Source organism: Amycolatopsis sp. VS8301801F10, assembly GCF_046195355.1.
In the GTDB taxonomy this organism is placed as follows: Bacteria; Actinomycetota; Actinomycetes; order Mycobacteriales; family Pseudonocardiaceae; genus Amycolatopsis.
In genome coordinates this window covers 100,573-125,579 of record NZ_CP176065.1, presented here as the reverse complement: position 1 = coordinate 125,579, position 25,007 = coordinate 100,573, and the positions used below count along the sequence as shown (strand labels likewise).

Annotated in this window: 20 protein-coding genes and 1 other RNA gene; 6 read left to right on the top strand and 15 right to left on the bottom strand. The window is 67.3% G+C overall.

The window, feature by feature from the left end; genetic code table 11:
* Positions 1–11 precede the first annotated feature (11 nt).
* Together F9C11_RS00605 and F9C11_RS00600 are read right to left on the bottom strand one after the other, a co-directional pair.
* Positions 12–1,145: a sensor histidine kinase gene (locus F9C11_RS00605; RefSeq protein ID WP_409183012.1), complete on the bottom strand. Its 1,134-nt coding sequence runs from the start codon at positions 1,143–1,145 to the stop codon at positions 12–14.
* Positions 1,142–1,834 (bottom strand): sensor domain-containing protein, encoded by a 693-nt coding sequence (locus tag F9C11_RS00600; RefSeq protein ID WP_409183011.1) that lies wholly within the window; start codon positions 1,832–1,834, stop codon positions 1,142–1,144. The genes F9C11_RS00605 and F9C11_RS00600 overlap by 4 nt, the downstream gene beginning before the upstream one ends.
* A 177-nt stretch (positions 1,835–2,011) precedes the next feature.
* Here F9C11_RS00600 and ssrA point away from each other — a divergent pair.
* Positions 2,012–2,386: a transfer-messenger RNA gene (gene ssrA, locus F9C11_RS00595) on the top strand.
* A gap of 461 nt (positions 2,387–2,847) precedes the next feature.
* On the opposite strand, the gene F9C11_RS00590 is transcribed toward ssrA, so the two are convergent.
* From F9C11_RS00590 to F9C11_RS00530, 13 genes are all read right to left on the bottom strand, one after another.
* The gene (locus tag F9C11_RS00590; protein WP_409183010.1) at positions 2,848–3,693 is read right to left on the bottom strand and encodes a hypothetical protein; all 846 of its coding nucleotides are present in this window, start codon (positions 3,691–3,693) and stop codon (positions 2,848–2,850) included.
* The gene (locus tag F9C11_RS00585) at positions 3,690–3,941 is read right to left on the bottom strand and encodes a hypothetical protein (protein WP_409183009.1); all 252 of its coding nucleotides are present in this window, start codon (positions 3,939–3,941) and stop codon (positions 3,690–3,692) included. The genes F9C11_RS00590 and F9C11_RS00585 overlap by 4 nt, the downstream gene beginning before the upstream one ends.
* Before the next feature lie 14 nt (positions 3,942–3,955).
* Entirely contained in the window at positions 3,956–4,273 is a 318-nt protein-coding gene (locus F9C11_RS00580) for a hypothetical protein (protein ID WP_409183008.1), read from the bottom strand.
* Between the two features lie 803 nt (positions 4,274–5,076).
* Positions 5,077–5,676, bottom strand: a complete 600-nt coding sequence (locus F9C11_RS00575; protein WP_409183007.1) for a hypothetical protein — start codon at positions 5,674–5,676, stop codon at positions 5,077–5,079.
* Positions 5,677–5,685: 9 nt separating this feature from the next.
* The gene (locus F9C11_RS00570) at positions 5,686–6,432 is read right to left on the bottom strand and encodes a very short patch repair endonuclease (RefSeq protein ID WP_409183006.1); all 747 of its coding nucleotides are present in this window, start codon (positions 6,430–6,432) and stop codon (positions 5,686–5,688) included.
* Positions 6,429–7,838: a DNA cytosine methyltransferase gene (locus F9C11_RS00565; protein WP_409183005.1), complete on the bottom strand. Its 1,410-nt coding sequence runs from the start codon at positions 7,836–7,838 to the stop codon at positions 6,429–6,431. Before F9C11_RS00565 ends, F9C11_RS00570 begins: the two co-directional genes overlap by 4 nt.
* Positions 7,828–10,560: a Z1 domain-containing protein gene (locus tag F9C11_RS00560; RefSeq protein ID WP_409183004.1), complete on the bottom strand. Its 2,733-nt coding sequence runs from the start codon at positions 10,558–10,560 to the stop codon at positions 7,828–7,830. Before F9C11_RS00560 ends, F9C11_RS00565 begins: the two co-directional genes overlap by 11 nt.
* A gap of 137 nt (positions 10,561–10,697) precedes the next feature.
* Positions 10,698–11,687, bottom strand: a complete 990-nt coding sequence (locus tag F9C11_RS00555) for a PD-(D/E)XK motif protein (protein WP_409183003.1) — start codon at positions 11,685–11,687, stop codon at positions 10,698–10,700.
* Complete coding sequence (locus F9C11_RS00550; protein WP_409183002.1) at positions 11,684–13,114, bottom strand: ATP-binding protein; 1,431 nt, start codon at positions 13,112–13,114, stop codon at positions 11,684–11,686. The genes F9C11_RS00555 and F9C11_RS00550 overlap by 4 nt, the downstream gene beginning before the upstream one ends.
* A 494-nt stretch (positions 13,115–13,608) precedes the next feature.
* Positions 13,609–14,349 carry a class I SAM-dependent methyltransferase gene (locus tag F9C11_RS00545; RefSeq protein WP_409183001.1) on the bottom strand — a complete coding sequence of 247 codons (741 nt, stop codon included), beginning with the start codon at positions 14,347–14,349 and terminating at the stop codon, positions 13,609–13,611.
* Between the two features lie 15 nt (positions 14,350–14,364).
* Entirely contained in the window at positions 14,365–15,042 is a 678-nt protein-coding gene (locus F9C11_RS00540) for a tRNA-dependent cyclodipeptide synthase (protein ID WP_409183000.1), read from the bottom strand.
* Positions 15,039–16,718, bottom strand: coding sequence for a class I adenylate-forming enzyme family protein (locus F9C11_RS00535; RefSeq protein ID WP_409182999.1), 1,680 nt, complete (start codon positions 16,716–16,718; stop codon positions 15,039–15,041). Before F9C11_RS00535 ends, F9C11_RS00540 begins: the two co-directional genes overlap by 4 nt.
* A gap of 434 nt (positions 16,719–17,152) precedes the next feature.
* Complete coding sequence (locus tag F9C11_RS00530) at positions 17,153–17,938, bottom strand: IclR family transcriptional regulator (protein ID WP_409182998.1); 786 nt, start codon at positions 17,936–17,938, stop codon at positions 17,153–17,155.
* 180 nt (positions 17,939–18,118) lie between these two features.
* On the opposite strand from F9C11_RS00530, the gene hutH reads away from it, so the two are divergent.
* The 5 genes from hutH to hutI are packed head-to-tail and all read left to right on the top strand — an operon-like array spanning position 18,119 to position 24,936.
* The gene (gene hutH / locus F9C11_RS00525; RefSeq protein ID WP_409182997.1) at positions 18,119–19,645 is read left to right on the top strand and encodes a histidine ammonia-lyase; all 1,527 of its coding nucleotides are present in this window, start codon (positions 18,119–18,121) and stop codon (positions 19,643–19,645) included.
* Positions 19,646–19,647: 2 nt separating this feature from the next.
* Positions 19,648–21,309, top strand: a complete 1,662-nt coding sequence (gene hutU / locus F9C11_RS00520) for a urocanate hydratase (protein ID WP_409182996.1) — start codon at positions 19,648–19,650, stop codon at positions 21,307–21,309.
* Positions 21,306–22,502 carry an allantoate amidohydrolase gene (locus tag F9C11_RS00515; protein WP_409182995.1) on the top strand — a complete coding sequence of 399 codons (1,197 nt, stop codon included), beginning with the start codon at positions 21,306–21,308 and terminating at the stop codon, positions 22,500–22,502. Before hutU ends, F9C11_RS00515 begins: the two co-directional genes overlap by 4 nt.
* Complete coding sequence (locus tag F9C11_RS00510; RefSeq protein ID WP_409182994.1) at positions 22,499–23,803, top strand: formimidoylglutamate deiminase; 1,305 nt, start codon at positions 22,499–22,501, stop codon at positions 23,801–23,803. The genes F9C11_RS00515 and F9C11_RS00510 overlap by 4 nt, the downstream gene beginning before the upstream one ends.
* Positions 23,791–24,936 (top strand): imidazolonepropionase, encoded by a 1,146-nt coding sequence (gene hutI, locus F9C11_RS00505; RefSeq protein ID WP_409182993.1) that lies wholly within the window; start codon positions 23,791–23,793, stop codon positions 24,934–24,936. Before F9C11_RS00510 ends, hutI begins: the two co-directional genes overlap by 13 nt.
* Positions 24,937–25,007: the final 71 nt, after the last annotated feature.

The window sequence follows — 25,007 nt, the reverse complement described above, 5'->3', positions numbered from 1 at the left end:
TCACGGCCGGGTCACCATTGACACGGCAGGTCCGCTCTGATGACCGTCGGCCCGCCGACCGGGCTGACGACGGTGATCACGCCGTCGATGGTCGCCGCGCGGTCGGCCAGCCCGGCGAGCCCGCCGCCGGGGCGGACCTCCGCGCCGCCGTGGCCGTTGTCGGTGATCTCGGCGATGACGTGCGTGTCCGAGCGCCACACCTTCACCGACGCCTCGGTCGCGCCGGAGTGCTTGGCGATGTTGGTGAGGGTCTCGCCGACGATGAAGTACGCCGTGGTCTCGACCGCGGCCGGCGGGCGGGGCTCGACGTCGACGCGCACGTCCACCGGGATCGGCGACTTCGCGGCCTGCGCGGACAGCGCCGCGTCGAGACCGCGGTCGCCCAGCACGGCGGGGTAGATGCCGCGGGCGAGGTCGCGCAGCTCCGAAACGGCGAGCTTGGCGTCCGAATGGGCTTCGTCGATCAGCTCGCGGACCGCGTTCGGGTCGTTGTCGAACTTCGACTTCGCCCGGCCGAGGCTCATCGCGACGGCCACGAGCCGCTGCTGGGCGCCGTCGTGCAGGTCCCGCTCGATCCGGCGGCGCTCGGCTTCCGCGGCGTCCACGCCCCGAGCCCGCGACGCCTGCAGGTGCTCGGCCTTCTTTTCGAGCTTCTTCGTGCGGTTCGGGCCCAGCAGCGACAGCGCCAGGTTCCCGTGCAGCCAGCCCAGCCACGGCGTGACCCAGATCGCCATCGGCAGCAGCACGATCGACGCGAGCGCGATCGGCAGCTCCACGATCGACAGCGGGAACGCGGCCATCAGGTACGCCAGATCCCGCCAGGTCGTCGGGTCGGACAGCCGGGTCAGCCAGCGGCGGGTCAGCGGCTGCCCGTCCAGCGGCAGCCGCTCCACCGGGGTGAGCGGGGTGCCGAGCATCCGGCGGGCCCAGCGCCGCTCCAGGTCGCCCGACCAGCGGATGAACCCGGTGACGGCCAGCAGGATCGGGAAGCCGATCCAGATGATGAGCGTCGCCGTGCCGACCGTCCCGCCCACCACGATGAAGATGAACTGCACCAGCCGCAGCACGAACGACGGGATCATGTACCCGATCGTGCGAGCCGGATGCGGACGAGGGTGCTCCGGAGGCGGGTCTTGCGCAGTCATCCGGCCACCGTGATCCCGTCGATCTCGTTCCACGAGCGCTCCATGCGCCGCCGCTGGGCGACCGTGGGCCGCAGGAACGCGGCCGCGAACGCCGCGTGCCCGGCCGCCAGCCCCTTGGTCAGGGCCACGGCGATCGCGGCGAACAGCACCCCCAGCGCCGCCCACGGCAGCGCGGTCACCGTCGAGTCGACGACGAACCACGGCACATCGTAGCTCGGGAAGGCGTAGACCCCGTCCGGAAGGAAGCGGTAGTAGACCGGCAGCGCGACCAGGCCCAGGCTGACCGCCCACACCGTCACGACCAGCACGAACTCCATCAGGCCCAGCGGGAAGAGCAGGAGCAGGTAGGACAGGTCCCGCCAGGTCGCCGGGTCCTTCACCCGCGTCAGCCAGCGCTCCTTCTGGCCCGACGGAGGCAACGGCAGATACGGATCGTCGACATACACGTCCAGCAGCGCGAACACCCGCCCCCGCTCGACCCGCCCCGCGGTCCGCGCGAACAGCACGAGCAGCGCGAGCAGCGGAACCCCGAGCCACACGACGACCGTCCCCAGCCCAGCCGACCCCAGCGTCACGATGACCGCGAACGACAGGAGGCCGAAAGGCAGGTTGAGCAGCAGATACGCCAGCGCCCCACCCAACGGCGGAGTGCGGCGCCCGAAACTGCGACCGGCGGGCACGGTGACCATGGCGAGGCTCCCTCACTGCGGAAACTGACCTGCTCAGCATGGCCGGGCGGGCACCGGCCAACCAGGGGGCGAGCGGGCATCTTCGAGGTGGGGACAGCCCTACCTCCCGCGCAGGCCGATGCCGGAATTATCGGGTTGCCGGACGCGTTATGATGGGGGAGTTAAGAACACCTGCAAGGGGGTGAACGGTTTCGACTCTGGACGTTGAATCAAGGGAAGCGTGCCGGTGCAGGCGAGAGACCACCGCAAGCGTCATCGCAACCTAATAAGCGCCAAGGCCAATAGCCAGCGCGACTTCGCTCTCGCTGCCTGATCGCAGTAGAGCAAGTCTGTCGGCCCGGGGTCGCCTCCGACCCGGTCGCCGGCATCAGCTAGGAGGCTCACCTCCAGTCCCGGCCACGGGGCCTGGCAGGGAAGCAAACAGTGGCTGGGCCCGTCACTTCAGCTTGTTCGCGTGACTGAAGGGGCCAAGCAGAGACACAGCGGACTGCGCACGGAGAAGCCTTGAGGATGCGCTAGAGGACCCGGGTTCAATTCCCGGCACCTCCACTCGATTCGCGGGAGAGCCCTGCCACGCTTGCGCGTTGGCCGGGGCTCTTCTTCGTATCTCCCCTTGGGGGTCGGACCCCCAAACCCCCGCCAGGGGGCTGCGCCCCCTGGACCCCCATCGTGGTGGTTGCGTTGGGTGGGTTGGGGTGGTTTCGTTTGGTGGGAGGGTCCTGCCGCGCTTGTGTGTGGGCCGGGCTCTTTTTCGTATCTTCCTTTGGGGGTCGGACCCCCAAACCCCCGCCAGGGGGCTGCGCCCCCTGGACCCCCATCGTGGTGGTTCCGTTGGGTGGGTTGGGGTGGTTTCGTTTGCGGGAGAGTCCTGCCAGCGCTTGTGCGTGGGCTGGGCTCTTCTTCGTGTCTTTTCTTGGGGGTCGGACCCCCAAACCCCCGCCAGGGATGCGGTCCCTGGATCCCCGTCGTGGGGGTTCCGTTGGGTGGGGTGAGTGAGTGCGCTGGCTGCGGGGTTAGAGGGCGTTGTTTTGGTCGGGGTGGGGGGCGTTGAGGTCGCAGTACGAGTAGAGCTCGGTCTTTTTGTCGTCGGTGTTTTGCGGGATGTGCTGAAGCGGGACGATCCAGGTGCTGCGTTCACCGGGGGAGCAGGACGGGCTTGCCGGGGGTTGCTGGGGGCTTCCCGCCGGGTTGCCTTTGCCGTCGGGCGGGGCTAGGTCTCCGCCCACGATTTTGCCGTTCGCGTCGCGGAACACGACGGCGGTGCGGCGGCTGGAGAGTGCTCGGCAGTTGGCCGATTTTTCTGTGTAGCGGACCGTGTCGGCTGGAGGGGATGCCGGTACCCGGTCGGTGGCTTCGTAGGTGTCTGTTGCCGGGGTGTACGAGCCGAGTGCGCCCTTTGCTAGCCAGGTGGTGGTCTGGATGTCGACATCGGCCGAGTCGACCTTGTCGTTTCCGCCGACGTTGATGAGTGTCCTGCCGATGCCGACGTGTTCGCCGGGGAGCATGACGGGGATTTCCATGGTCATCGGCGCGCCTTGGATGGGGCCGGGCGGCAGGCCGTTGACCGAGACGATGACTTTGAGCGTGACTTTGGTTCGGTAGGCGATGTGATCGCTGGTATTGCGCAGCACCGCTCCCATGCTCGCCAACCCGGATGACGACACGCCTTTTTCCGCGACCTCGATCCCGCCCCCGGTGGGGCCGGTTTTCGCCGACACCGGTTGTTCCTTCACCGAATTCGGGATGTCGCAGGGCTTTGCCGCCGATCCGTCGCCTCGGGTCAGCACTACTGCGACAACGCCCGCAGCTGCCGCCAGCAGTGCGACGATCGTGACCAGGAGGAGTTTGCGTGTGGTCATTCGTAGTACCGCTTCTTCAGCTCGTCCACTTGGGACTGGAAGTCCTGGATCAGCTTCGCGGCTGCTTCGGAAGCGTCCGCGGCGAACTGCTCTTCGGAGAACGGCTCGAACATCGACTCGATGAACGCGTAGTGCCGTTTGACCGACTCAGGAACAAAAACCATCCCGGACTGGGTCGCGTACTTCTGATCGTGCTCCTTGATCGTCAGCTCGACAGCCTTGTCTTTGATGTCTCTCGCGTGTTGCATCAGCGGATTGAAGGTCACAGCTTGCCGTCCAGAGCCGGGTCGAGCCGCGCGCGGCGGTACAGTTCGTCGCTCGCGGACTGGTCGGCGCTGAGCTGCTGTGCCCAGCGCCGCGGCGGTGTCCTCCAGGTTGGTTCGGTTCCCTTAAGGAACTCGGTCACGGTCTCGTGGAGATTGAGATACGTCTGGTACACCGGACCGAGTGCGCCGCCGAGGACTTGATCGCAGCTGCCGATCGCGTCGCCGTAGTCGGCCGAGACCACCGGGAAATCGATCTTCTCCACTTTCTCCAATTCATACAGGCCGACGCCGAATTCTTTGCCTTGATGAACCATTTCCCGCCCCCTCAATCCTCTTCTGTCTTCAATGTGGCTAGTGCTGACTGTTCGGCAGCTGCTGTGCGCGGGCCCGCCCCTCCGATAGCGGGTCGGCCGCCAGCAGGCAAAGGGTGAGATACCCGGGATTGCCGGGTCCGCAAGCGATGTGGACCTCGCCGTGGGCGTTGTCCCGGAGGTAGATGGGGCGGCCGCAGTTGAGGCTGTCCACTGCGGTCAGCGGCATGCTGGTGGTCCGCCCGCCGCCGGCACGAGTAGCGACGAACAGCTGGTGGCTGGGTTCCCGCCGCGACGCCATCAACGCGCGGAGCTGGTCAGCGGGGCCGGTGGGAGGGTGGTGACGCCTGTTCGATCATCTGCATCCTTCCCCTTGCGGCTAGCCCCGCCGATAGCACCACTAACCCGAACCGATAGTAGTCAACTAACCACGTTGTGTCCTGGAGGTACGGAGATCATTGAGCGCCAGAGTTTCGAGTGTGTTCACTGGCGTCCGACCCGGGTGCTTTCCACCTGCGTGACTGTGGTCCCGAGGCGGCCAGCAGTGCGGATACGGTTGCCGGATGCGGCTCCTGAGGGCCCTCTCAACCAGATCCCGGGAGCCCGGGTGACCGACCAACAGCGCAACGGGACGCCGTCTGGAGGGTCTTCCTCGTCGAAGGTCAGATCACCCGCACACGTCGAGCAGGGAAGACATCCGATCAGGGAGGCACGTCATACCTGACGTTCTCCTCCACCGCCCGAGCGCTTGAGCCCCATCCCTTTGAAGGAGTGGGGCCCAAGTCGTTCCCGCCTGCTCGAAGCGGTCAGTTCTTGTCGACCAAGTGCCGGGTGACCCGGATCAGATCGAGGCCGCAGTGGGCGGCCAGCTTGTCCTGGAAAGTCTTGTCGTCCTCGGTGAGCACTGTGTTTTCGCGCAATGTCACGACGATCAGCGGCCGTGCAGGAGCATCGACAGCCTCGCGCACCGCGGCCCAGAGAAGGTCACGAAGAGTGTGCGGTTGCCCCCAACAGACATAACGCTCGACAGAACCGTTTGTAACGGTGACGTGCATTGGCTTTTCCGCGAGGGTGCCTGGAACTGTTCGCCACTCCTGGCCCAGGGCTTCCCGGACAGGGATCTCGATGTCGGTCAGCTTCTTCACGGCGTACTTCGCGTACTGCCCGACCCCTTCGAGCGCTCGGGCGTACTCCTTCATCGGCCCGTCCTTCAACCACACTCGCATGCCCTCGGCGGTGAAGTGGTCGGCCAGTTCCCCGCCGATAGCCGGATCGTCTACCCACAGCGAGTACTGTTCGGTCTTTTGCCGGTCGCTCATCGACTCCCAGTCCAAGGCATGGACCTGCCGGTATAACTCCCGGCAGACCACCTCCCGGATCTCGTTCGGCAGCTTCGGTATCGACATCCGCCCTCCCTAATGGCCGGTTCCGGGCATCGCGGCGCGCACTGCCGCTTCTACCTGCTCAGCAGTCGTCGCTGGGTCGTCGTGTTCCCATGCCCTGATCACGGTCCAGCCCTCGGCCTCCAGCATCGCAGTGGTCTCGGCGTCACGCCTGCGATTCCCCTCGATCTTTTCCCTCCAAAACGCAGAGTTCACGGAGGAAGGACGGTGATGTTCCGGGCAGCCGTGCCAGAAGCAGCCGTCCACGAAGACCGCCACTTTGGCGCGGGGAAAGACGATGTCCGTGGTGCGTCGTGACTTTTTGAGCGGGCGGACGGAGACTCGATAACGCAGCCCACGCCGGTGCAGCAGAGAGCGCAAGGCCAGCTCGGGTGCTGTGTCACGGCCCCGATTGCCTTTCATCGACGCGCGAACCCCGGGAGAGGACGCCCATGACCCGTCCGGCATCCGCGCCGGCGTGACGAGCCCGGCTTCCCTCGCCCTGCGCCACCCCTCGGCGAGATTGCGGGCCCGGGTCTGGTGGGACACCACTCCCAGATCCCGGGTGTGTTTCCGGCTACCGTCGAGCCAGCGCAGACGCGCCGACACCGACGTTCCTGCTCGGTCTGGGAGCAACTCGACCGAAGCTCTGGCGTAGCGGTCCCCGCCGAGACTGACCATGCGGCGATGCCTGCCGCCTGCCGCGCGGTCCTGTTCGGCAGTGGTCTCGGCGGCCGAGCGTCCCTTCGGCGCCTTCCATGCCCGGCCCGCCGCGGTCACTTGGTTGGCTCAACCTCTTCCAGGCATTTGGCGACAGCTTCGGTGAACACTTGCCCGAGAAGAACGGGGACCGCGTTGCCCAGCTGCCGCATCTTCTCCCCGCGGGGTCCGCTGAGCTTCCATTTGTCAGGGAACGTCATCACCCGTGCGGTCTCGCGCACGGTCATGTAACGGTGGCGGTAGCGATAGCCGCTTGGGTCGCTGGGATCCTTCACCCGGTCATCGGTGAGCAGTACGGATTCGCCGCCAGGGACGCCGTGCACCCCCGCCTTGACCGTCTTGGCGGGGCGGTCCATCACGTTTGGCGTGTGCCCGGGGTAGATCCGCGCGTCCGGCCAGCCGATGTGGTCTCTGAACCCGCCCGCGTAACGTTCCTTCCGGTCAAGCTGATTCCACGGGACCTTAGGCAAGGGGCCTTCGTCGCCTAACCCCTGGAGGGCGTCGCGGAGTGTGCGCCACGGCAGGAGATCGTCGTCGGGGATCACCCGCGGCAAGCTGGCTTCGACACGGGAACGGACGTGCTTGGGGACGTCGGTGTGCCGTTCCCAGTACTGTCCGTCCCGGATCGATCGCAACAGAGCGGCTTCCGAGTGCCTCGGTCGGACTAGTTCCCGGAACCGGTCCGGATCGATCCCGAGATCCGCGCGGAACGCGACGATGATCACCCGATTACGAATCTGTGGGACGCCGTAGTCCGCCGCGTTCACCGGGGTCATGATGACGTCGTATCGCTTGGTCGGGTCGACCGCGGAGAGCCTTGTCGCGCGGAGTGCCGCGTCGTGGGTCTCCCAGTGCGTAGCGGGGTCCCGCTCCAAGAAGGGGAGGCTCAGTTCTCGCAGAATGTATTCGAAGTACGGTTTGAACGACGGCCGCAACAAGCCCCGGACGTTCTCGCAGATCACAGCCTTCGGCTGAATCTCGCGGACAGCGCGGAAGAGTTCGGGGAACATGTTCCGGCGATCCTCGTCGCCCTTCGCGACGCCACCCAAGCTGAACGGCTGGCAGGGGGGTCCCCCGGCCAATACGTCCACTTTGCCCTGCAGGTACTGCATCTTCAGGTCCTGCACGTCCCCGGCTACCAGGGGCCACGGCTGACCCGGCTCCGGGATGATCTCTTCGTCGCCGCGGGGCTTCACGTCGTTCGCCTCCAACGTGGCGCACGCGTGCGGGGCGAACTCGTTGAGCAAGAGCGGTCGGAAACCCGCTCTGTCCACGGCCATGGCCAGTCCGCCACCCCCGGCGAACAGCTCCACCGAGGTTCGGTCTGCCATCACGTCTCCACTGTGTGCTGAGGTACTGGCGGAGCCTAGCGCACCGTCCTCTGGGAGCCACGCATCAACATGAGCGATCGTGGTGACGCGGTCGTTTGTCAGGGTTGTCATGTCTCGCTGGTGCTCAGTGCTCATCGACAAGCGCGTAGGAGGGCTTGCTGGTGTCCACCGTCCGCCACTGCAGCGCTCCGATGTTCTTCCTGGTGGCGCTGCTCGGAAGTCGCAGAACAATCGCCATCACGACACCGTCTGGGTCGTGTTCGACGACACCTGGCGGCTCCTCCCCGCTCTTGCCCTTGGCGACGATCGGGTAAAGCAGCATCTTGCCCGTCGTTGGGCCGACCTTCATGGCGTCGAGCGCCGTGCGGTGCACGCTCGTCGAGTTGCCGCGAAGGCGGTTGTTGTCGTCGACGGCGCGCCCGTGCAGGCTCAGCACGCGTTGGCCCCGGAGGATCGCTTGCCTCCCCTTTTTCTGTTGCGGCAACACGACCCGCCAATCCGTGATCGTCTCCGGCCCTAAACCGCTGATCCACGCCAGGTCGGGCTTGAAAGTCATCGGGTTCGCCCAGACGAGTTTGCTGAGCGCGGTAACCATCTCGGCCTGGGTCACGGTCCCGACGAAGGCGTTGAACGACGAGCCCTTGTCTCCCGTGAGGGTCTCCTCCACCGACGCCGCGGCGATCAAAGGCACGCAGGCGTCGATGTTGTTTTCCAGTGCCGCCTTCTCGCTCAGGGCGGGGTAACCCGAGCTCGGTTCCTTGCTGCCGGTCCGTCGCTCGACCAGAACCGCGTTGTACATCTTCGACGCGGCCGTCGGCCGTAGCCCGCGGCTGCTCACCAACGGAGGCACTTCGGCCGGGGTGCAGATCGGCCTTCCGTTCTCGTCGGTGTCGGCGTAGGCCGCCAATTCCTCGCGAAAACTACGCTCGTCCAGGCAGATCGACGCGAAGGCGTCTCGCAGTCGTTCGGTGATGAACAACCGGACCAGGTCCTGGTAGCCCTTGCGGAAACCGAACCAGCGACCCATCTGCATCAGTGAGTCGGCGTTCTGCGCGGCCCGGACGTAGTACGAGACGGTCAGGCCCTCGACGGTGAAACCGCGGGCGAGTTTATTGCCACCGACCAGGATCCGCCACACGCCGTGGTGGTCGAAGTTCACCTCGTCCTGTTCGATGTCCTTGTCGCTGTTGACCACGAGCACCGGGTTGCCGTTCGGGCTCGCTTTGCGGGCGACCTCGCCGAGATACGGGACGAGGTCTTCGAAAGAGCCGGGGACAGCGGCGTTCCCGGCCCTGGCTTTGGCCACGGGGAGCAGGTCAGCCTCGAACAACGAACGGAGCCGGGAGTGGCTGGTCGGCGAGAAGTACCCGGCCTGGCCCCAGATTGTCTTGATGTTCTCCGCGGTCTGCCGATGGGTATCGGTGCCCATGGCCTCGTGAACCAGCATCGTGTGGTGCTTGAAGCTGTCGCTGCCGTGTGCTTGCCGGTACAGCTTCATCGCGCCGCTGAGCACGAAGAAATCAATCGCCTCGCGGAGGTATCGGTCGTCATCAGGGTCTTCGACGAGCCGCACATGCGCTTTCTCGTTGGAGTTCTCGAAGGTCTGCTCCTCCGAGGGTACGTCGGAGTCGAGGTCGTTGAAGTCGTCCGCACCCATGTAGCCGGGAGGGCGCTCCAAAGAAATCAGGAAGTCCTTGGGGAAGATGTCCTGTGCGTCGCCAGGATCGATGAACACGTTGGCGAACGGCGTGGCCGTGTAACCGACGTACTGTCCCCTGGGGAGCATGCCCAGCAAATCGGAGATCAGCCCGTTGATCGCGGTGCGCTTCGCCTTGTCCTGCCGTCGTTGCCTGGGGTTGGTGGTGTTGACCGACGCTTGATCTGACTCGTCGTCGATGATCAGAGCGGGGATCTGGTGCAGCCGCGCGGTGATTCGCTTGAGGTCCTTTACCAACTTGCCCAGAACGTCCTTGTTCTTCTTGACGATCATCAACCGAGCATCGGTGGCGAGCAGGTTGTCGACGTGGTTGAGCGGCTTCGACCGGTCCCGTTGCTCGAAGTCGAGTGCCGCGATTCCCTGCCGCAGGCTCTGGAAGTCGAACCGACGGGTGGTCATCCGGTGGATGTCGGGTTTGCCGACGTCCACTGGACGACATCCGTGCTTGACGAACCTGCCACTGAGCCAATCTGCGTCGTCCTGGTAATCGACCGACGAGAGTGCTTCCGCGCTGTCGAGGTCCACACCGCGCAGGATGTTCTCGTGACCGACCAGTTCCATGTCTACCCGTCGCTGGGTCTGCTCGCGCAGCATGTTGGTCGTGCCGGTCAGCACGATGATCAACCGGTATCCGGCGTCGATCGCTTTGGCGATGACCCCGGTGAAGTTCGCCGTCTTGCCGCTCTGCACGTAGCCGACGACCAGTCCCTTGGCCTGGTACGGCTCGACACGGGTCGGTTCGCTGAGCCGTTCCACCACATGCCGGGTGGCGTTGTCCAGGCTGGCTATCGCGTTCGCGTCCCAACGGCCGCTGGCGCGCAGATGATCCGCGTAGTGACTCCAGTAGAAGCTGCGCTTCTCCACGAGCTCCTTGTCGTACCAGGGATCCCACTCTTTAGCGATCACCACGGTGCCGTCGCCCCCGTGTACGGGGAACATGGCCTGGAACAGCCGCGCGGTCTCGGCGTCCACCCCGAGTTTGTCGATGATCGCCGCGCGGCGCTGCTTCGAGTTGGCCGGCGTGCCCGCTGTCCACTCGCCGTCCCCGATCCGAGCGTTGTCCCACTTGGCGAGGTAGACGTGGAGGTTGTTGCGCAACTGGTCGTCAGACGGGGACGACGTTTCGAGGTAGGCACGCAAGGCGGAGTCGGAGATCTCGGCCGGGTCTCCGAGATCCTCGGCATGGAACCGGGCGAGGCGTCCCAGCTCGCGGGGACCGCTTTGGTCCATCGACAGCAGCGCGGCCAGATAGGAATTCGCCAGGGTCTCGGACATCGTCACTTCTCCTCGGGGCCTAGCGCGGCCGACAGGGACGTGGTGGGCGTGGGCACGGGCGCGAGTCCGGTGAGGTCGACGCGATAGCGTACCTCCACGAGCCGGTTGAGCGTGACGCCAGCGTGTTCCAGCACCTGCGGGGTGAGTGTCGGGAACCGCGCGTCGACGGCGTAGACGGTCGAGGGGACCCGCCGTGTCCAGCGGGTTTCGCACCGAGCGGCCAGCTCGTCGTTCCACCCCCAGTCAGCTAGACCGGCTTCCAGGCCGTCTCGGTCGGTACCCGCCCCGACCGCGGCGCGTATCTGGTCGATCAGGCCGCCCAGACGCCAACCGGCACCGGCCCCGGCCTGTGTGAGCTGGTGGGACACCAGCCACAGCGGTCGGTCGCCCGTGGGCACGAGCTGGCTCAGCGATTCTATCCAGTGGGTGCGGCGCTCGCTGCTGGTCGTTTTGACTTCCACGTCGTCGTCCGGCAGGCCGAAGTCGTGTTCCTCGCCAGACGGACCGCGCCACCCGGCCAGCGCGACAGCCACGCCCTCCGACTGGATGAGCCCTTTCAGACTGAGCAGCTCGCCGAAAAGTCCGATCTCGCGCTCGCGAGGGAACCCCTGCTCGTTTTTGAGCAGGCTCGCGAAGTCACGCAGTGCGCGGCGCAACGCGTCGGTCGGGCGCATCCCGTCGCACTGCACGTGGTCGGCGATCGAACATAACAGCGGGTAAGCCGTGCGGAAGAGGTCGGGGACCGTCACCACGACCTCGAAACAGCGACCGATCTCTTGGTGGGTGAGACGGCTCACGACATGCTGAAGGCCGGTCGCGGGCGCTTCGGTCATGCCAGGACTGTGAACGCGTAGACCCAGGTGACCTTCCGCCGGGGTCGCGAACAGCCAAGCGGCTGGATCGCCCTCGATGGGCTTGAGATAGGGGACGCCGGCTTTGAGGACCTGATCGAGATGAGCGGGGGACAGGTGCCGCTCGGGCAGGGCGGTCATCGGCGCTCCGCCCGTACAGCGGTGGTCAGCACCGACTTCCAGAGCTCAATGTTGTCCTTGTCGCGAGGACCGAGGTATTCGCCCTGGAACACGTCCTCCATGAGGAGGTAGAGCATGGTCTTGATGAGCGGCAGGTCGTTCAAGCCCGCGTGGCGGTCGCCGAGCAGCATCTTGCGGTAGCGCTTGTTGAGCCAGATCGTTTGCTCGTCACGGTCGATGTCGAAAAGCTGGTCGTCGTCGAAGTCGCGCCAGCGGAGGTCGATCGGATCCGACTCGAGGGCCTCGATCTCCGATTCGATCGTGTCGCGGAGGCCGGGCGTGAAGCCCCGGCCTGGCCGGATCATCGGTTTCCGTACACGGCGACGTTTGTTGCCCTCCTGGTAGACCCTCTCGGCTACGGCGAAGTAGTCGTCGAAGGTGGTCCCGTCCTCGGCCCGGGCCGACGCGCACGCCATGCCGAACTCTGGACGGACCTGGACCCGCGACTTCTCGGGGTTCATCCGGAGGAGCGACTCGACATCGCTGTCGATCTCGACCTCTACCCTGGCCAGCTGAAGTTTGGGGTGCTCGACATGTACGCCTTCCCAGCCGCCGGGCTGCAAGAGACGGTTCCGACGGTAGAAGTACATGCCCTGGTGGTCCGCTGGTCGCCCGCCGAGTTTGAACTGGCGCGCGGTCGACCGCGGCGGCCAGATGTGGCAGCGGAAGGTCAACGAGTGGTCGCCTGCCGTCGCGACGAGGTCCTTGGGGTAGTCCGTGGCGCCTGTGCGGTGGTAGTCGAACGGGTTGAGCGGCTCGACGCGGATCCTCGAGGTGGCGTCGAACCCGACGTCCCGCACGTCGATTTCGATGACGACGCGGGCGTTCTCGAGAATGCGGTGGAACACGAGGCCGAGGTGGTCGGCGATGAGCGAGATCTTCCGCGAGATGAACTGTTCGACCTGCTCGGGTTTGTCAGTGGCGGGGAAGCCGCCGACCTCGTCCCACCGGACGATGGTGCCGCTCCCGGTGTCGGGAAGCCCTCGGTCTTGGCCGAGTTCGGTCGCCGCGAAGTAACCGGGGACGATGTCGCAAAGGAAGCGTGACCTGGCGTTGTTAAGACTCCAGCGGCGCCCGACCGCGGGCGAGTCCTTCGCCTTGGAGAGCAGGGTCAGCTGGCGAGCCTGACTGAACGAGGCTGCTTTGAGCCCCAGTCCGAACCATCCGAGGTCAGCGGCGTCGTAAGTCCGGCGACCGCCGACAGTCATCGCGTCGTTGATGCGGTCCGGCGTGATCCCTCGCCCATTGTCGACGACGTAAAGAGACCGCAGTCGCCCGCTGTCTCGAACGAAGCGAATGAGGACATGGGTGGCTTCGGCGTCGATGGAGTTGTCGACCAGATCGGCGAGGGCTGTCTCGAACGAGTGATTATGGCCGATGGCTTCCATTGTTCGAGGGTCCGGGGGAAGCTCGAAGCTCTCGTCGGTGGGGACGCTCGCGGTCCATCCAGCCATCGTCATCTGTTGCCCACCCCTCGCCGGTCTTTCATTCACACCTAAATAGGCGTGCTCGGCCTTTGTGTTACACCGGCAGCATAACCCGGTAATCAAGGGGGCACTCCCAGTTGCCGAGGGCAAAGTGTGCCGTCGCGACAGAAAGGGTTCTCTCACCGGGTTTGGCTCAGGTGCCGGGCATGGGCGGCGCTGTGCCGATGGTCGGCGAGGGCGAGTAGGGCATCACGAGGAGGTTGTCAACCAGGGCTGCTTTCACCTGTAAGAGTCTTCGTGGCTGTGTATCGTGGCGGCCGCCAGGCGTTCGTCGGCTTCACTGCACGCTGGCAGCCTCTTTGGCGGGTGCGAATCCCTCTCCGCAGCTGGAGGTCGGGCCGGAGGGTGACCTGACTGGTCATGGGTCCCCTCCGGCCTGGCCTGTGGTGTGCTTGCTACGGCTTTGTTGCGGTAATCGTCAAACTCGTCGGATTTTTCGCACAGCGCGCGGCTCGTTCCCGGTCGGCCGGGGCGACGCTGTCGGACGGCTTGACCAGGGACCAATCGACGTTCGTGAAGCCTGCGGTGTGCAGGACGTCCACGATCGTCGTCGTGGGCCAGTGGTGTACTTCGATTTCCGTGGGCGGCGTGGTGCGGACAGCTACCTTGAACTTGTCGCCTTCGCGCGGGTTTTCCGGGCGGTAGGTGCGGAAGCCGGCCGCGGTTTCGGATTCTTCGCTGGAGTCGGCATTCGCGCTCAGGACCACCAGTCTGCCGCCCGGTTTCAGGTTGGCGTGCATGGTTTTCGCCATGGTTTGCATGGTTTCCCGCGTGTCCGCGTAATGCAGGACGTGAATGGCCGTTACCACGTCGAACTCGCCTTGGTGCGGCATGGAAGCCAGGTCTTGGACTTCGTAGGCGATGCCTTGCGGGTTTCGCGCTTCCGCTTGCCGCGCCAGGGCGATCATGCCGGGCGACAGGTCGGTGCCCACCACTTGTGCGGCGCCTAATTGCTTGATTCGGCGGGTAAAACTGCCTTCCCCGCAGCCTACGTCCAGTACTCGCCGGCCGCGCAGGTCGCCTAGGAGGTCTTTGAACGAGGGCCATTCCAGGTTTTCCCGGACGAAGCTGATTACCGCTTCGACGTCGGCGAAGGCGGTGGCTACCTGGTCGTACTGGTCGACGGATTCCGTCATCGAGTGTCTCCGTGCTCAGGCCGGGCGGATTGTGGCGTAGCCCTGGCCGGGGTCTGGTTTCAAGGCTGAAGTGTCCGAGAAAATGACGTTCGCCAGGGGGAGTGGCTGGTGGTAGAAATTCAGGGAGGCGTCTACGTCGAAGATTCTGCAAGAGGAGACGAAGAACGGCAGTTCGGCGATGAGGTATTTCTTCGCTTCGGCGATTTGGTCCGGAGCGGCCTCGGCGGTGAGGCCTTTGGCGGCCAGGACTTCTTTGGTCATTTCTGTGCTGGCCGACGCGAGGGCCGGGTCGTCCGCGGTGAGGGTCGCGCAGTGTGCCAGGACCTCGGCGTAGACGGGGTCTGCCGATAGTTCGGACATGCGGTGCAGGCTGTCGGCCGGTCGGGGGCCGCCTAGGTCGGTCCAGGCTCGGAGTACCCGGTTGCGCAGGACGTTGGTTTCCGACCTGGCCTTCTTCGCGGCCTTGGACTCGTCGTAGCCAAGGGCGGTGAAGGTGTGTTTCAGCGCGCTGTCGGGAATGATGACGTCGATTTGCTTGAATTCCGTTTGCAGCCAGTCCAAAGTGGAGCGCAGGCGGTCGACGTTGAAGTAGCTGTTGCCTGGGCTGACGCCGAAAACCGCGTGGCGGCGGGATTCCCATACTTCGCGGCAGGACGTGGTCAAGGGCTCCACGCGGAAACCGTTGCTGATCATGTCCAGCGTCCCGTGCCGGGGGTGGCCACGGTGTCCAGGTAGGTGCGGCGCAGTTCCTCCCGGACGATTTTCCCGGTCGCCGTTCTCGGCATGTCCGAAGCGGTGATGACTACGGGGTCGGCCAGTTCGGGGAGGCCGGTGCGGGCTCGGGACCAGTCGGTTTCGTCCAATCGTCCGTCCCGGGTGGCGACAATGGGGAGGGGAACGTCGTTCTCCCGGGGGAGAATGGCCACGTCCGAACCTTCCGGCAGGCGGTCTACGAGAGTGTCTTCGAATTCCAGGTAGCCGATTCCGGACGCGTAATTCACCTCGCGGTCCACGATCTTGAGGGCTCCGGTCGGGGTGAGGATGCCGATGTCGCCGGTGTTCCACCAGTCGCCCACCAGTTTTTCTTTCCAGCGTTCGGGTTCGCCGTAGTAACCGGCGCAGCGGGCCTTTGTTTTGGCGAGGACGAGGCCGGGGCGGCCGCGTTCGACCGGTTCGAAGGTGGTGGGATCGACGATCTTGAGAGTGACGAAACCGGGCATCGGGCGGCCTACGACGCGCGGGCCGGGTTTGTGGTCGCGCGGGCGGTTCGCGGCGCGGCGCGAGAGCACGGTCATGCCCATGCCGCCGGTTTCCGATTGGCCGTAGCCGTCGCGCCAGAGCGGGAACGGGTGCCGGGACGCGTTCAGGAAACGGCGGATGACCGGCCAGCGGATCGCGTCGAAGTTTCCGGCGAACAGGCGGATGTTCGCGAACGGATTGTTCGCGCCGGTGCGGATCAGCGGGGCCATCGCCGCGTAGTCGATGGGCAGCGCTTCCATGAAAGTCGGCCGGTACTGGCGAAAAACCCGGTCGACCACTTCCGGGGAGCTGTCGTCCATGGCCAGCACGGTGGCCGGCGAGAGGGTCAGCACCGAATAGATCCAGGTGAAAGCCCGGGCGTGCACGTAAGGCGTGAACATGGCCACTACGTCGTTGCGGCGGAATGTCAGGGGCGGGAAATGGCGGCATTCCAGCCTGGCCATTTGTTTCTGAATGGTGGCCGGCGGGAAGATGATCAGCTTGGGGATGCCGGTGGTGCCGGAGGTGTGGGTGAGCATCAGGAGTTCGTCGTCGCGGCGGGGTACGGGACGCAGGTGCGGTTCCGCTTTGAGGTCCGCGTAGGTCTGTGCGTGCGGGGAGTCGCCGTTGAGGCTGAAGATCTTGCCTTCGAGACCGGGGAACACCGCGGGCGTGATTTCCGCGCGTTCGATGCGTTCGGCGTCGGTGACGACCGCCGCCGGTTCTACTCGGCGGATCAGGCTTTGTGCGGCTTCCTTTCCCAGCAGGCCGGACAGCATCACCGCGACCGCGCCGATCCGGGCGATCGCGGACGCCAGCAGAATGCAGTCGAAATGATTCGCTTTGTACACGACCACCCGGTCGCCGGGTTTCACGCCCGCTTTGCTCAAGATGCCCGCGGAATCGCGGACCAGGGCCGCCAGCGCGGGCAGGTCGAGCGTCGAACGGCCGTCCCGGTCGAGGTCCAGCGGCCGGGACAGGTGGAACGTCATGGGCTTGCCGGAACTGCTTCGGTGATCGAACAGTTCGCCCAGGCTGAAGGCCCAGTTCGGTTTCATCGGTGAAATGCTCCTATGCGGTGCTGTTCGGCAGCACAAGGCCGGTTGCCGCCCTCGTCCGAATGCGGGCAAGGGTCATCGCAGCGACTCGAATAGCGCGAATCGCTGTGGGGAAATGCTGAAGCTGGCAGAGCAATGCCGATCCGGGCGCCGCCCCCGCGATGCCCGGATCAGTGAAGATGGCCTACCGGTGGCCGGTAAGCGAACAAGCGGAAACGTGCTGAAGCGAATCCACTCAAGCCCCCTGATGTTTTGAGTTTCGCTTTAACCCTATTAGAGCTATACCTGAGCGGATAGTGACTGTCAATCGTCCGTTGGAGGCGCTCAATGCGGGTATTGCGACAAGTGGGGGACCTCGCGTGGTGACGCGGAAGTGTCGTTGTGTCGGTTTTGTCGTGGCTGGAAAGAAGTGGTTGCGCGGTTGCGCTTTTCGGTTAAGGTATGCTGGTCCGGGCGGACGTTCTGGGGATGGCCGTTTTATTTCTGGGGGAATTGCCGTGAGGTTGTCATGCCGGGCGGGTGCCGCCGATGTGCGTCGTGAGCGTGGCGGCTGTCGCGGCGACGGCTTCGGCTAGCTCGGGAAAAGTCTCTTCGCACGGACCGTCCTCTGGGCAGAGGTGGCGCAGTGTCACGCTGATCGCGGCCATCGGGCGGGCGCCGTGGTCGAACACCGGGGCGGCGACCGACGCGAAGCCCGCTGTCACGTGCCCGTCTTCCACCGACCAGCCCAGGCGGCGCTCGGCCGCCAGGGTGCGGCGCAGCGCGGCCAGCGAATTGGGTCCGCGAGGGGTGCGCAGGACGAACGACGCGGCGGCCGGGAACAAGGCGCGGACGTGCGCGGCGGGCAGGTGCTGCAGCATCGCGCGGCCGGAGGCGGTCAGGTGCGCGGGCAGCCGGACGCCGACGTCGGTGACCAGGGTTTCCGGGCGGGTGGGGCGCTCCTTGATCAGATACAGCGATTCGTTGCCGTGCAGGACGCCGAGATGCGCGGTGTGGCCGACGCGGTCGACCAGTTTGCGCAGCAGCGGTCCGGCCAGCCGCTCCAGCGGGTCGTGGCGCAGGTAGGCCGAGCCGAGTTCGAAGGCGGCGATGCCGAGGCCGTAGCGGCGCTCGGCGGGCAGATGGGTGACGAAACCGGCCGAGGTCAGCTCGTTGAGCAGGTGATACGTCGTCGACCGAGGCAAGTCCAGGTCGCGGGCGATGGCCGCGGCCGAGACCGGGCCGGCGTGGCCGGCGAGCAGGCGCAGCACGGAGAGCCCGTTGCGCAGGGCCGGAACGTCGGAACTGCTCACTGGGGACTCCTCGGTCTCCTCCGGATGGCGCGCGAGGGGACCCCTCGCACTGCCCGAACGGAGTATGAGGGGTCCCTTCGCGCCGGTGGTCGAGGCTCTCGCCACGTGTTGTCTTGGATACCAGACACTACCGCGAACTCCGCTCTGTCGCGCCGGCCCGCCGGAGGGTGCAATGGCGGCATGCCGGAACCAGTCCTCCTGAGCTCGAAGCCGATGACCGCGGCGCAGGTCGTCGACATCGTCCGTGGGCACGCGCACGTCGGGCTCGCCGAGACGGTCGAGAAGAACCTCGCCGCCACCCGCCAGCACATCGAAGACCTCGCCGACGCCACGTCGCCGACCTACGGGGTCTCGACCGGGTTCGGCGCGCTCGCCACGCGCCATATCCCCGTCGAGAGCCGCACCGCGCTCCAGCGCAGCCTGATCCGCTCGCACGCCGCGGGCGCCGGGCCCGCGGTGGAGCCGGAAGTGGTGCGCGCCTTGATGCTGCTCCGCCTGCGCACGCTGGCCAGCGGCTACACCGGGGTTCGCCCGCAGACGGCGCAAACGCTTGCGGCGCTGCTCAACGCGGACATCACGCCGGTCGTGCACGAGTACGGCTCGCTCGGCTGCTCCGGCGACCTCGCGCCGCTGGCCGCGGTCGCGCTCGCGTTGATGGGCGAGGGCGAGGTGTTCCACGCCGGTGCGCGGAAGCCCGCTGCGGACGCGTTGCGGGCGGCCGGGATCACGCCGATCGTGCTGGCCGAGAAGGAGGGCCTCGCGCTCACCAACGGCACCGACGGCATGCTCGGCATGCTGCTGCTCGCCGCCGCCGATCTGCACCGGCTGCTGGACGTCGCGGACATCACCGCGGCGATGAGCGTCGAGGCGCTGCTCGGCACCGACCGCGCGTTCGCCGCCGATCTGCAGGCGCTGCGTCCGCATCCCGGGCAGGCGACCAGCGCGGCGCGGATGTTCGCGGCGCTGCAGGGGTCGAAGATCGTGGAAAGCCACCGCGGTCCGGACTGCAACCGCGTGCAGGACGCGTACTCGCTGCGGTGCGCGCCGCAGGTGCACGGCGCCGCGCGGGACACGCTCGCGCACGCGGAACTGGTCGCGGACCGGGAACTGCAGTCCGCGGTGGACAATCCGGTGGTGCTGGCCGACGGCCGGGTGGAGTCGAACGGCAACTTCCACGGCGCGCCGGTCGCGTACGTACTCGACTTCCTCGCGGTGCCGGTGGCGGACGTGGCGAGCATCGCCGAACGCCGCACCGACCGGATGCTCGACCAGGCGCGGTCGCACGGGCTGCCGCCGTTCCTCGCGCACGACCCCGGGGTGGACTCCGGGCACATGATCGCGCAGTACACGCAGGCCGCCGTGGTCAGCGAGCTGAAGCGGCTCGCGGTGCCCGCCTCAGTCGACTCGATCCCGAGCAGCGCGATGCAGGAGGACCACGTGTCCATGGGCTGGTCGGCCGCGCGCAAGCTGCGCAAGGCGGTCGACGGCCTGACCACCGTGCTCGCCGTCGAACTGCTCACCGCGGCCCGCGCGCTCGACTTCCGCGCGCCGCTTCAGCCCTCGCCGGTCACCGGACGCGTCCGGGACCTGCTGCGCACCAAGGTCGAGGGCCCCGGCCCCGACCGGCACCTGGCGCCCGAGATCGCGGCCGCCGAAGAACTCGTGCGGTCGGGCGCTGTCCTGGCCGCGGCCGAACTGGAGGCCTGAGCATGACTAGCACCGCCCGTACCGTCCGCGCCGCCCGCGGCACTTCGCTGACCGCGAAGAACTGGCAGACCGAGGCCGCGCTGCGGATGTTCCACAACAACCTCGACCCGGAGGTGGCCGAGCGGCCCGAGGACCTGGTGGTCTACGGCGGCACCGGCCGCGCCGCCCGCAACTGGGCGAGCTTCGACGCGATCACCCGTGAGCTGACCGCGCTGGAGCAGGACGAAACGCTGCTGGTCCAGTCCGGCAAACCGGTCGGCGTGTTCCGCACGCACGAATGGGCGCCGAGGGTGCTGATCGCGAACTCGAACCTGGTGGGCGACTGGGCGACGTGGCCGGAGTTTCGCCGGCTCGAGCAGCAGGGCCTCACCATGTACGGCCAGATGACCGCTGGTTCGTGGATTTACATTGGCACGCAAGGCATTCTGCAGGGCACCTACGAGACGTTCGCCGCGGTGGCGAAGAAGCGGTTCGGCGGCACGCTGCGCGGCACACTCACTGTCACCGCCGGGCTCGGCGGCATGGGCGGCGCGCAGCCGCTGGCGGTCACGATGAACGACGGCGTGGCGTTGTGCATCGAGGTCGACGCCCAGCGCGCGCACCGTCGCGTCGAGCACCGCTACCTCGACGAGGTGGCCGACGACTTGGACGACGCGATCCGGCGGGTCACCGCGGCGAAGAAGGAGCGGCGGCCGTTGTCGGTCGGCGTGGTCGGCAACGCCGCCGAGGTGCTGCCGGAGCTGCTGCGCCGTGACGTCGAGGTGGACATCGTCACCGACCAGACCTCCGCGCACGATCCGCTGTCCTACCTGCCCAAGGGCATCAGCGTGGACGACTGGCAGGACTACGCGGCGAAGAAGCCGGACGAGTTCACCGACCGGGCGCGCGAATCGATGGCCGACCACGTCGACGCGATGCTCGGCTTCCTCGACCGCGGCGCCGAGGTGTTCGACTACGGCAACTCCCTGCGCGGCGAGGCGAAGCTCGGCGGCTGCGAGCGTGCGTTCGACTTCCCCGGCTTCGTGCCCGCCTACATCCGGCCGCTGTTCTGCGAGGGCAACGGGCCGTTCCGCTGGGCCGCGCTGTCCGGCGATCCGGAGGACATCGCCGCGACCGACCGCGCGATGCTCGAGCTGTTCCCGGAGAACGAATCGCTGGCCCGCTGGATCAAGATGGCCGGCGAGCGCGTCGCGTTCCAGGGCCTGCCCGCCCGGATCTGCTGGCTCGGCTACGGCGAGCGGCACCTGGCCGGCCTGCGCTTCAACGAGATGGTGGCCAGCGGCGAGCTGAAGGCCCCGGTCGTGATCGGCCGCGACCACCTCGACTCGGGCAGCGTGGCCTCGCCGTACCGCGAGACCGAGGGCATGGCCGACGGTTCCGACGCGATCGCCGACTGGCCGCTGCTCAACGCACTCGTCAACACCTCGTCCGGGGCGAGCTGGGTGTCCATCCACCACGGCGGCGGGGTCGGCATGGGCCGGTCCATCCACGCCGGGCAGGTGAGCGTCGCGGACGGCACGGCGCTGGCCGCGCAGAAGCTGGAGCGGGTGCTCACGAACGACCCGGGCATGGGCGTCATCCGGCACGTCGACGCCGGGTACGACCGCGCGGCCGAGGTCGCCGACGAGCGCGGGGTGCGAGTGCCGATGCGGGAGCAGGCGTGACCGCATCCGGGCTGCTCGGCGAGATCGCCGACGTCGGGCGCGACACCCGGCGCGGCGGTTACTCGCGGCACGCGTTCGACGCGCCGGAACACGACCTGCGCACGTGGTTCGTCGAGCGCGCGCAGCAGGTGGGCCTCGACGTTGAGACGGACTGCAACGGCAACCTGTGGGCGTGGTGGGGTGCTCCCGGCGCGGACGCGGTCGTCACCGGCAGCCATCTGGACTCGGTGCCGGGCGGTGGCGCGTTCGACGGGCCGCTCGGCGTGGTGAGTGCGCTGGCGGCCGTGGAAGCGTTGCGGGCCAAGGGGTTCCGTCCGGTCAAGCCGTTCGCGGTGGTCGTGTTCGCCGAGGAGGAGGGTGGACGTTTCGGCGTACCGTGTCTCGGTTCGCGGCTGCTGACCGGGACGATCGACGCGGACCGGGCGCGGGCGTTGCGGGATCCGGCCGGCATCACGTTCGCCGAGGCCGCGGCGAAGTCCGGGCTGGACGTGGACCGCGTTGGCGCGGATCCGGACCGGCTCGGGCTGATCGGCCAGTTCGTCGAACTGCACGTCGAACAGGGCCGGGGGCTGATCGACGTCGGTTCGCCGGTGGCGGTCGGCAACACGGTGATCGCGCACGGCCGGTGGCGGTTCTCCTTTGTCGGCCAGGGCAATCACGCCGGTGCGACGCTGCTCGCGGATCGGGTGGACCCAATGCTGCCCGCCGCCGAAACTGTGGTGGCGGTGCGGCGGTTGGCGCGGAAAATGCCGGACGCGCGGGCGACCGTGGGACGGCTGGTGCCCACGCCGGGCGGGACCAACGTGATCGCGTCCACTGTGGACCTGTGGCTGGACGCGCGGGTGCCGGGCACTTCGACGCCGGAGCTGGTCGAGGAGATCACCCAGGCGGCGAAGGCGGCTGCCAAGGAAGAGGGGTGCGAGCTGACAGTCGCGCGCGAGTCGTACTCCGACGACGTGGTGTTCGACGAGGCGTTGCGGCGGTCGCTGGGGGAGTGGCTGGGCAATCCGCCCGAGCTGCCCACCGGTGCCGGGCACGACGCGGCGATCCTGGCGGGATTCGTGCCGTCCGGGATGCTGTACGTCCGGAATCCGACCGGGATCAGCCACGCGCCGGAGGAATTCGCGGAGGCGGACGACGTCGAGGCCGGCGCTCAGGCGCTCGCCGAGGTGCTGGAGCGGCTGGCGAGATGACCACGTACTGGTGCGAACGGGCCTGGCTGCCCGACGGGGTCGCGGAAGCGGTCCGGATCGAGATCGCCGACGGCCGGATCGTTTCGGTGACCGCTGACGCGGAGAAAACCGGGTCTATCCTCAACGGACTGACGCTGCCCGGGTTCGCCAACGGGCACTCGCACGCGTTCCACCGCGCGTTGCGGGGCCGGACGCACCACGAGCGGGGCACGTTCTGGACGTGGCGGGAGCGGATGTACTCGCTCGCCGCCCGGCTCGATCCGGATTCGTACTACCGGCTCGCTCGCGGCGTCTACGCGGAGATGGTGCTGGCGGGGTACACGAGCGTCGCCGAATTCCACTACCTGCACCACGGACCGGGCGGCAAACCGTACGCGTCGCCGAACGCGATGGGCGACGCGTTGCGGCAGGCCGCGCGGGAGGCCGGGATTCGGCTGACGCTGCTCGACACCTGCTACCTCGCCGGTGGCATCGGCGTGCCGCCGGACGAGGTGCAGCAGCGGTTTTCGGACGGTTCCGCCGAAAACTGGGCAGAACGCGTTGCGCTGTTGAAGGAAGACGACCTGTTCCGCGTCGGTGGAGCGATCCACTCGGTGCGGGCGGTGCCGGAGTACGAGCTGCCGAAGGTGGACAACGCGGTGCCGGAGGACCGGCCGCTGCACATCCACCTGTCCGAACAGCGGGCGGAGAACGAGCAGTGCGAGGCCGCGTATCGCTGGACGCCGACCGGGTTGCTCTGGGATTACGGCGTGCTCGGCGAACGGCTCACCGCGGTGCACGCGACGCACCTGACCGAGCAGGACATCAAGTGGCTGGGCGAATCCCGAAGCGGCGCGTGCTTCTGCCCGACCACCGAACGGGACCTCGGCGACGGCATCGGACCAGCGCGAAGCCTGCTCGACGCGGGCGTGCGGCTCAGTATCGGCAGCGACAGCAACGCGGTGGTCGACGCGTTCGAGGAGACCCGGGCGCTGGAGCTGGACGACCGGCTCGCCAGCGAGGAACGCGGCCGGTTCACCGCGGAAGAGCTGCTTGCCGCCGGGACCGAACATGTCTCCGCGGGCTGGCCGGAGACCGGCACGATCGCGGCTGGTGCTGGCGCGGACCTGGTCACGGTCGCGACGGACACGGTGCGCACAGCCGGGATCGAACCGTCCGGCGTGCTGTTCGCCGCGGCGGCCGCGGACGTCCGTACCGTGGTGGTGGCCGGGCGGGAAGTGGTGCGCGACGGTGCGCACGTGCTGATCGAACGACCGGAAACCTTACTGGCCAAGGAGATCGAGGCGCTGTGGCAGTTCTGATCACCGGAATCGGCGAGCTCACCACGAACGACCCGGAGCTGGGCAAGCTCCGCGACGCCGCGCTGGTGCTCGACGGCGAGACCGTCGCGTGGGCCGGTCCGGCCGCGCAGGCGCCGGACGCCGACGAGCGGGTGGACGTCGAGGGCCGCGCGGTGCTGCCCGGGTGGGTGGACAGCCACACCCACCTCGTGTTCGCGGGCGACCGCACCGCCGAGTTCGAAGCACGGATGGCCGGACAGGCTTACGCGGCAGGCGGAATCGCGGTCACCGTCGACGCCACGCGGGCGGCTTCGGATGAGCAACTGGCGGCGAATCTGCGTCGACATGTCGAGGAAGCGGCTGCGCAGGGCACCACTTGCCTGGAGACGAAGACCGGGTACGGGCTCACCGTCGCCGATGAGGCTCGGTCGGCGCGGATCGCTGGCGAGGTCGCGGACGAGGTGACCTTCCTCGGAGCGCACCTCGTGCCGCCGGGTGCGGACGCGGAGTCCTATGTGGACCTGGTCTGCGGCGAGATGCTGGACGCGGTCGCGCCGCACGTGCGGTGGGCCGATGTGTTCTGCGAGACCGGTGCGTTCGATGAGGCGCAGTCGGCGCGGGTGCTCAAGGCGGCGGCGGAACGCGGGCTTGGGCTGCGGGTGCACGGCAATCAGCTCGGCGAGGGTCCCGGCGTGCGGTTGGCGGTGGAACTGGACGCGGCGAGTGTCGACCATTGCACGTACCTGAGCGATGCCGATGTTGAGGCGCTCGCGTCCTCCAACACGGTCGCGACGGTGTTGCCCGCGTGTGACCTGTCGACGCGGCAGTCTTTGGCTCCGGCGCGGCGGCTGCTCGACGCTGGCGCGACAGTCGCGTTGGCGAGCAACGCGAATCCGGGCAGTTCGTACACCACGTCGATGGCGTTCTGCGTGACGACAGCCGTGCTGCAGATGCGGATGACGGTGGACGAGGCGGTGTGGTCGGCGACCGCCGGCGGGGCGCGGGCGCTCCGTCGCGAGGACGTCGGGTATCTGCGGCCGGGGGCGCGGGCGGATGTGCACGTGCTCGACGCGCCGTCCACCACGCATCTCGCTTACCGGCCCGGGGTCCCGTTGACCCACGCGGTGTGGCGGAAAGGGGCAAAGCTGCGTTAATCCGGTGGCGACCGAGTCCGCGGCTGCGCTAACGTGAAAAGGGAACAGGACGCGCGAAAGACCATTGTCCG

Excerpts from the sequence above, each read along its gene's own strand:
- F9C11_RS00510 (WP_409182994.1), top strand. The coding sequence starts at position 22,499 with ATGACCACGTACTGGTGCGAACGGGCCTGGCTGCCCGACGGGGTCGCG.
- hutH (WP_409182997.1), top strand. The coding sequence starts at position 18,119 with ATGCCGGAACCAGTCCTCCTGAGCTCGAAGCCGATGACCGCGGCGCAG.
- hutU (WP_409182996.1), top strand. The coding sequence starts at position 19,648 with ATGACTAGCACCGCCCGTACCGTCCGCGCCGCCCGCGGCACTTCGCTG.
- F9C11_RS00600 (WP_409183011.1), bottom strand. The coding sequence starts at position 1,834 with ATGGTCACCGTGCCCGCCGGTCGCAGTTTCGGGCGCCGCACTCCGCCG.
- F9C11_RS00550 (WP_409183002.1), bottom strand. The coding sequence starts at position 13,114 with ATGGAAGCCATCGGCCATAATCACTCGTTCGAGACAGCCCTCGCCGAT.
- F9C11_RS00580 (WP_409183008.1), bottom strand. The coding sequence starts at position 4,273 with ATGGTTCATCAAGGCAAAGAATTCGGCGTCGGCCTGTATGAATTGGAG.
- F9C11_RS00545 (WP_409183001.1), bottom strand. The coding sequence starts at position 14,349 with ATGACGGAATCCGTCGACCAGTACGACCAGGTAGCCACCGCCTTCGCC.
- F9C11_RS00590 (WP_409183010.1), bottom strand. The coding sequence starts at position 3,693 with ATGACCACACGCAAACTCCTCCTGGTCACGATCGTCGCACTGCTGGCG.
- F9C11_RS00540 (WP_409183000.1), bottom strand. The coding sequence starts at position 15,042 with ATGATCAGCAACGGTTTCCGCGTGGAGCCCTTGACCACGTCCTGCCGC.
- F9C11_RS00555 (WP_409183003.1), bottom strand. The coding sequence starts at position 11,687 with ATGACCGCCCTGCCCGAGCGGCACCTGTCCCCCGCTCATCTCGATCAG.
- F9C11_RS00605 (WP_409183012.1), bottom strand. The coding sequence starts at position 1,145 with ATGACTGCGCAAGACCCGCCTCCGGAGCACCCTCGTCCGCATCCGGCT.
- F9C11_RS00585 (WP_409183009.1), bottom strand. The coding sequence starts at position 3,941 with ATGCAACACGCGAGAGACATCAAAGACAAGGCTGTCGAGCTGACGATC.
- F9C11_RS00565 (WP_409183005.1), bottom strand. The coding sequence starts at position 7,838 with ATGAGCACTGAGCACCAGCGAGACATGACAACCCTGACAAACGACCGC.
- F9C11_RS00575 (WP_409183007.1), bottom strand. The coding sequence starts at position 5,676 with ATGTCGATACCGAAGCTGCCGAACGAGATCCGGGAGGTGGTCTGCCGG.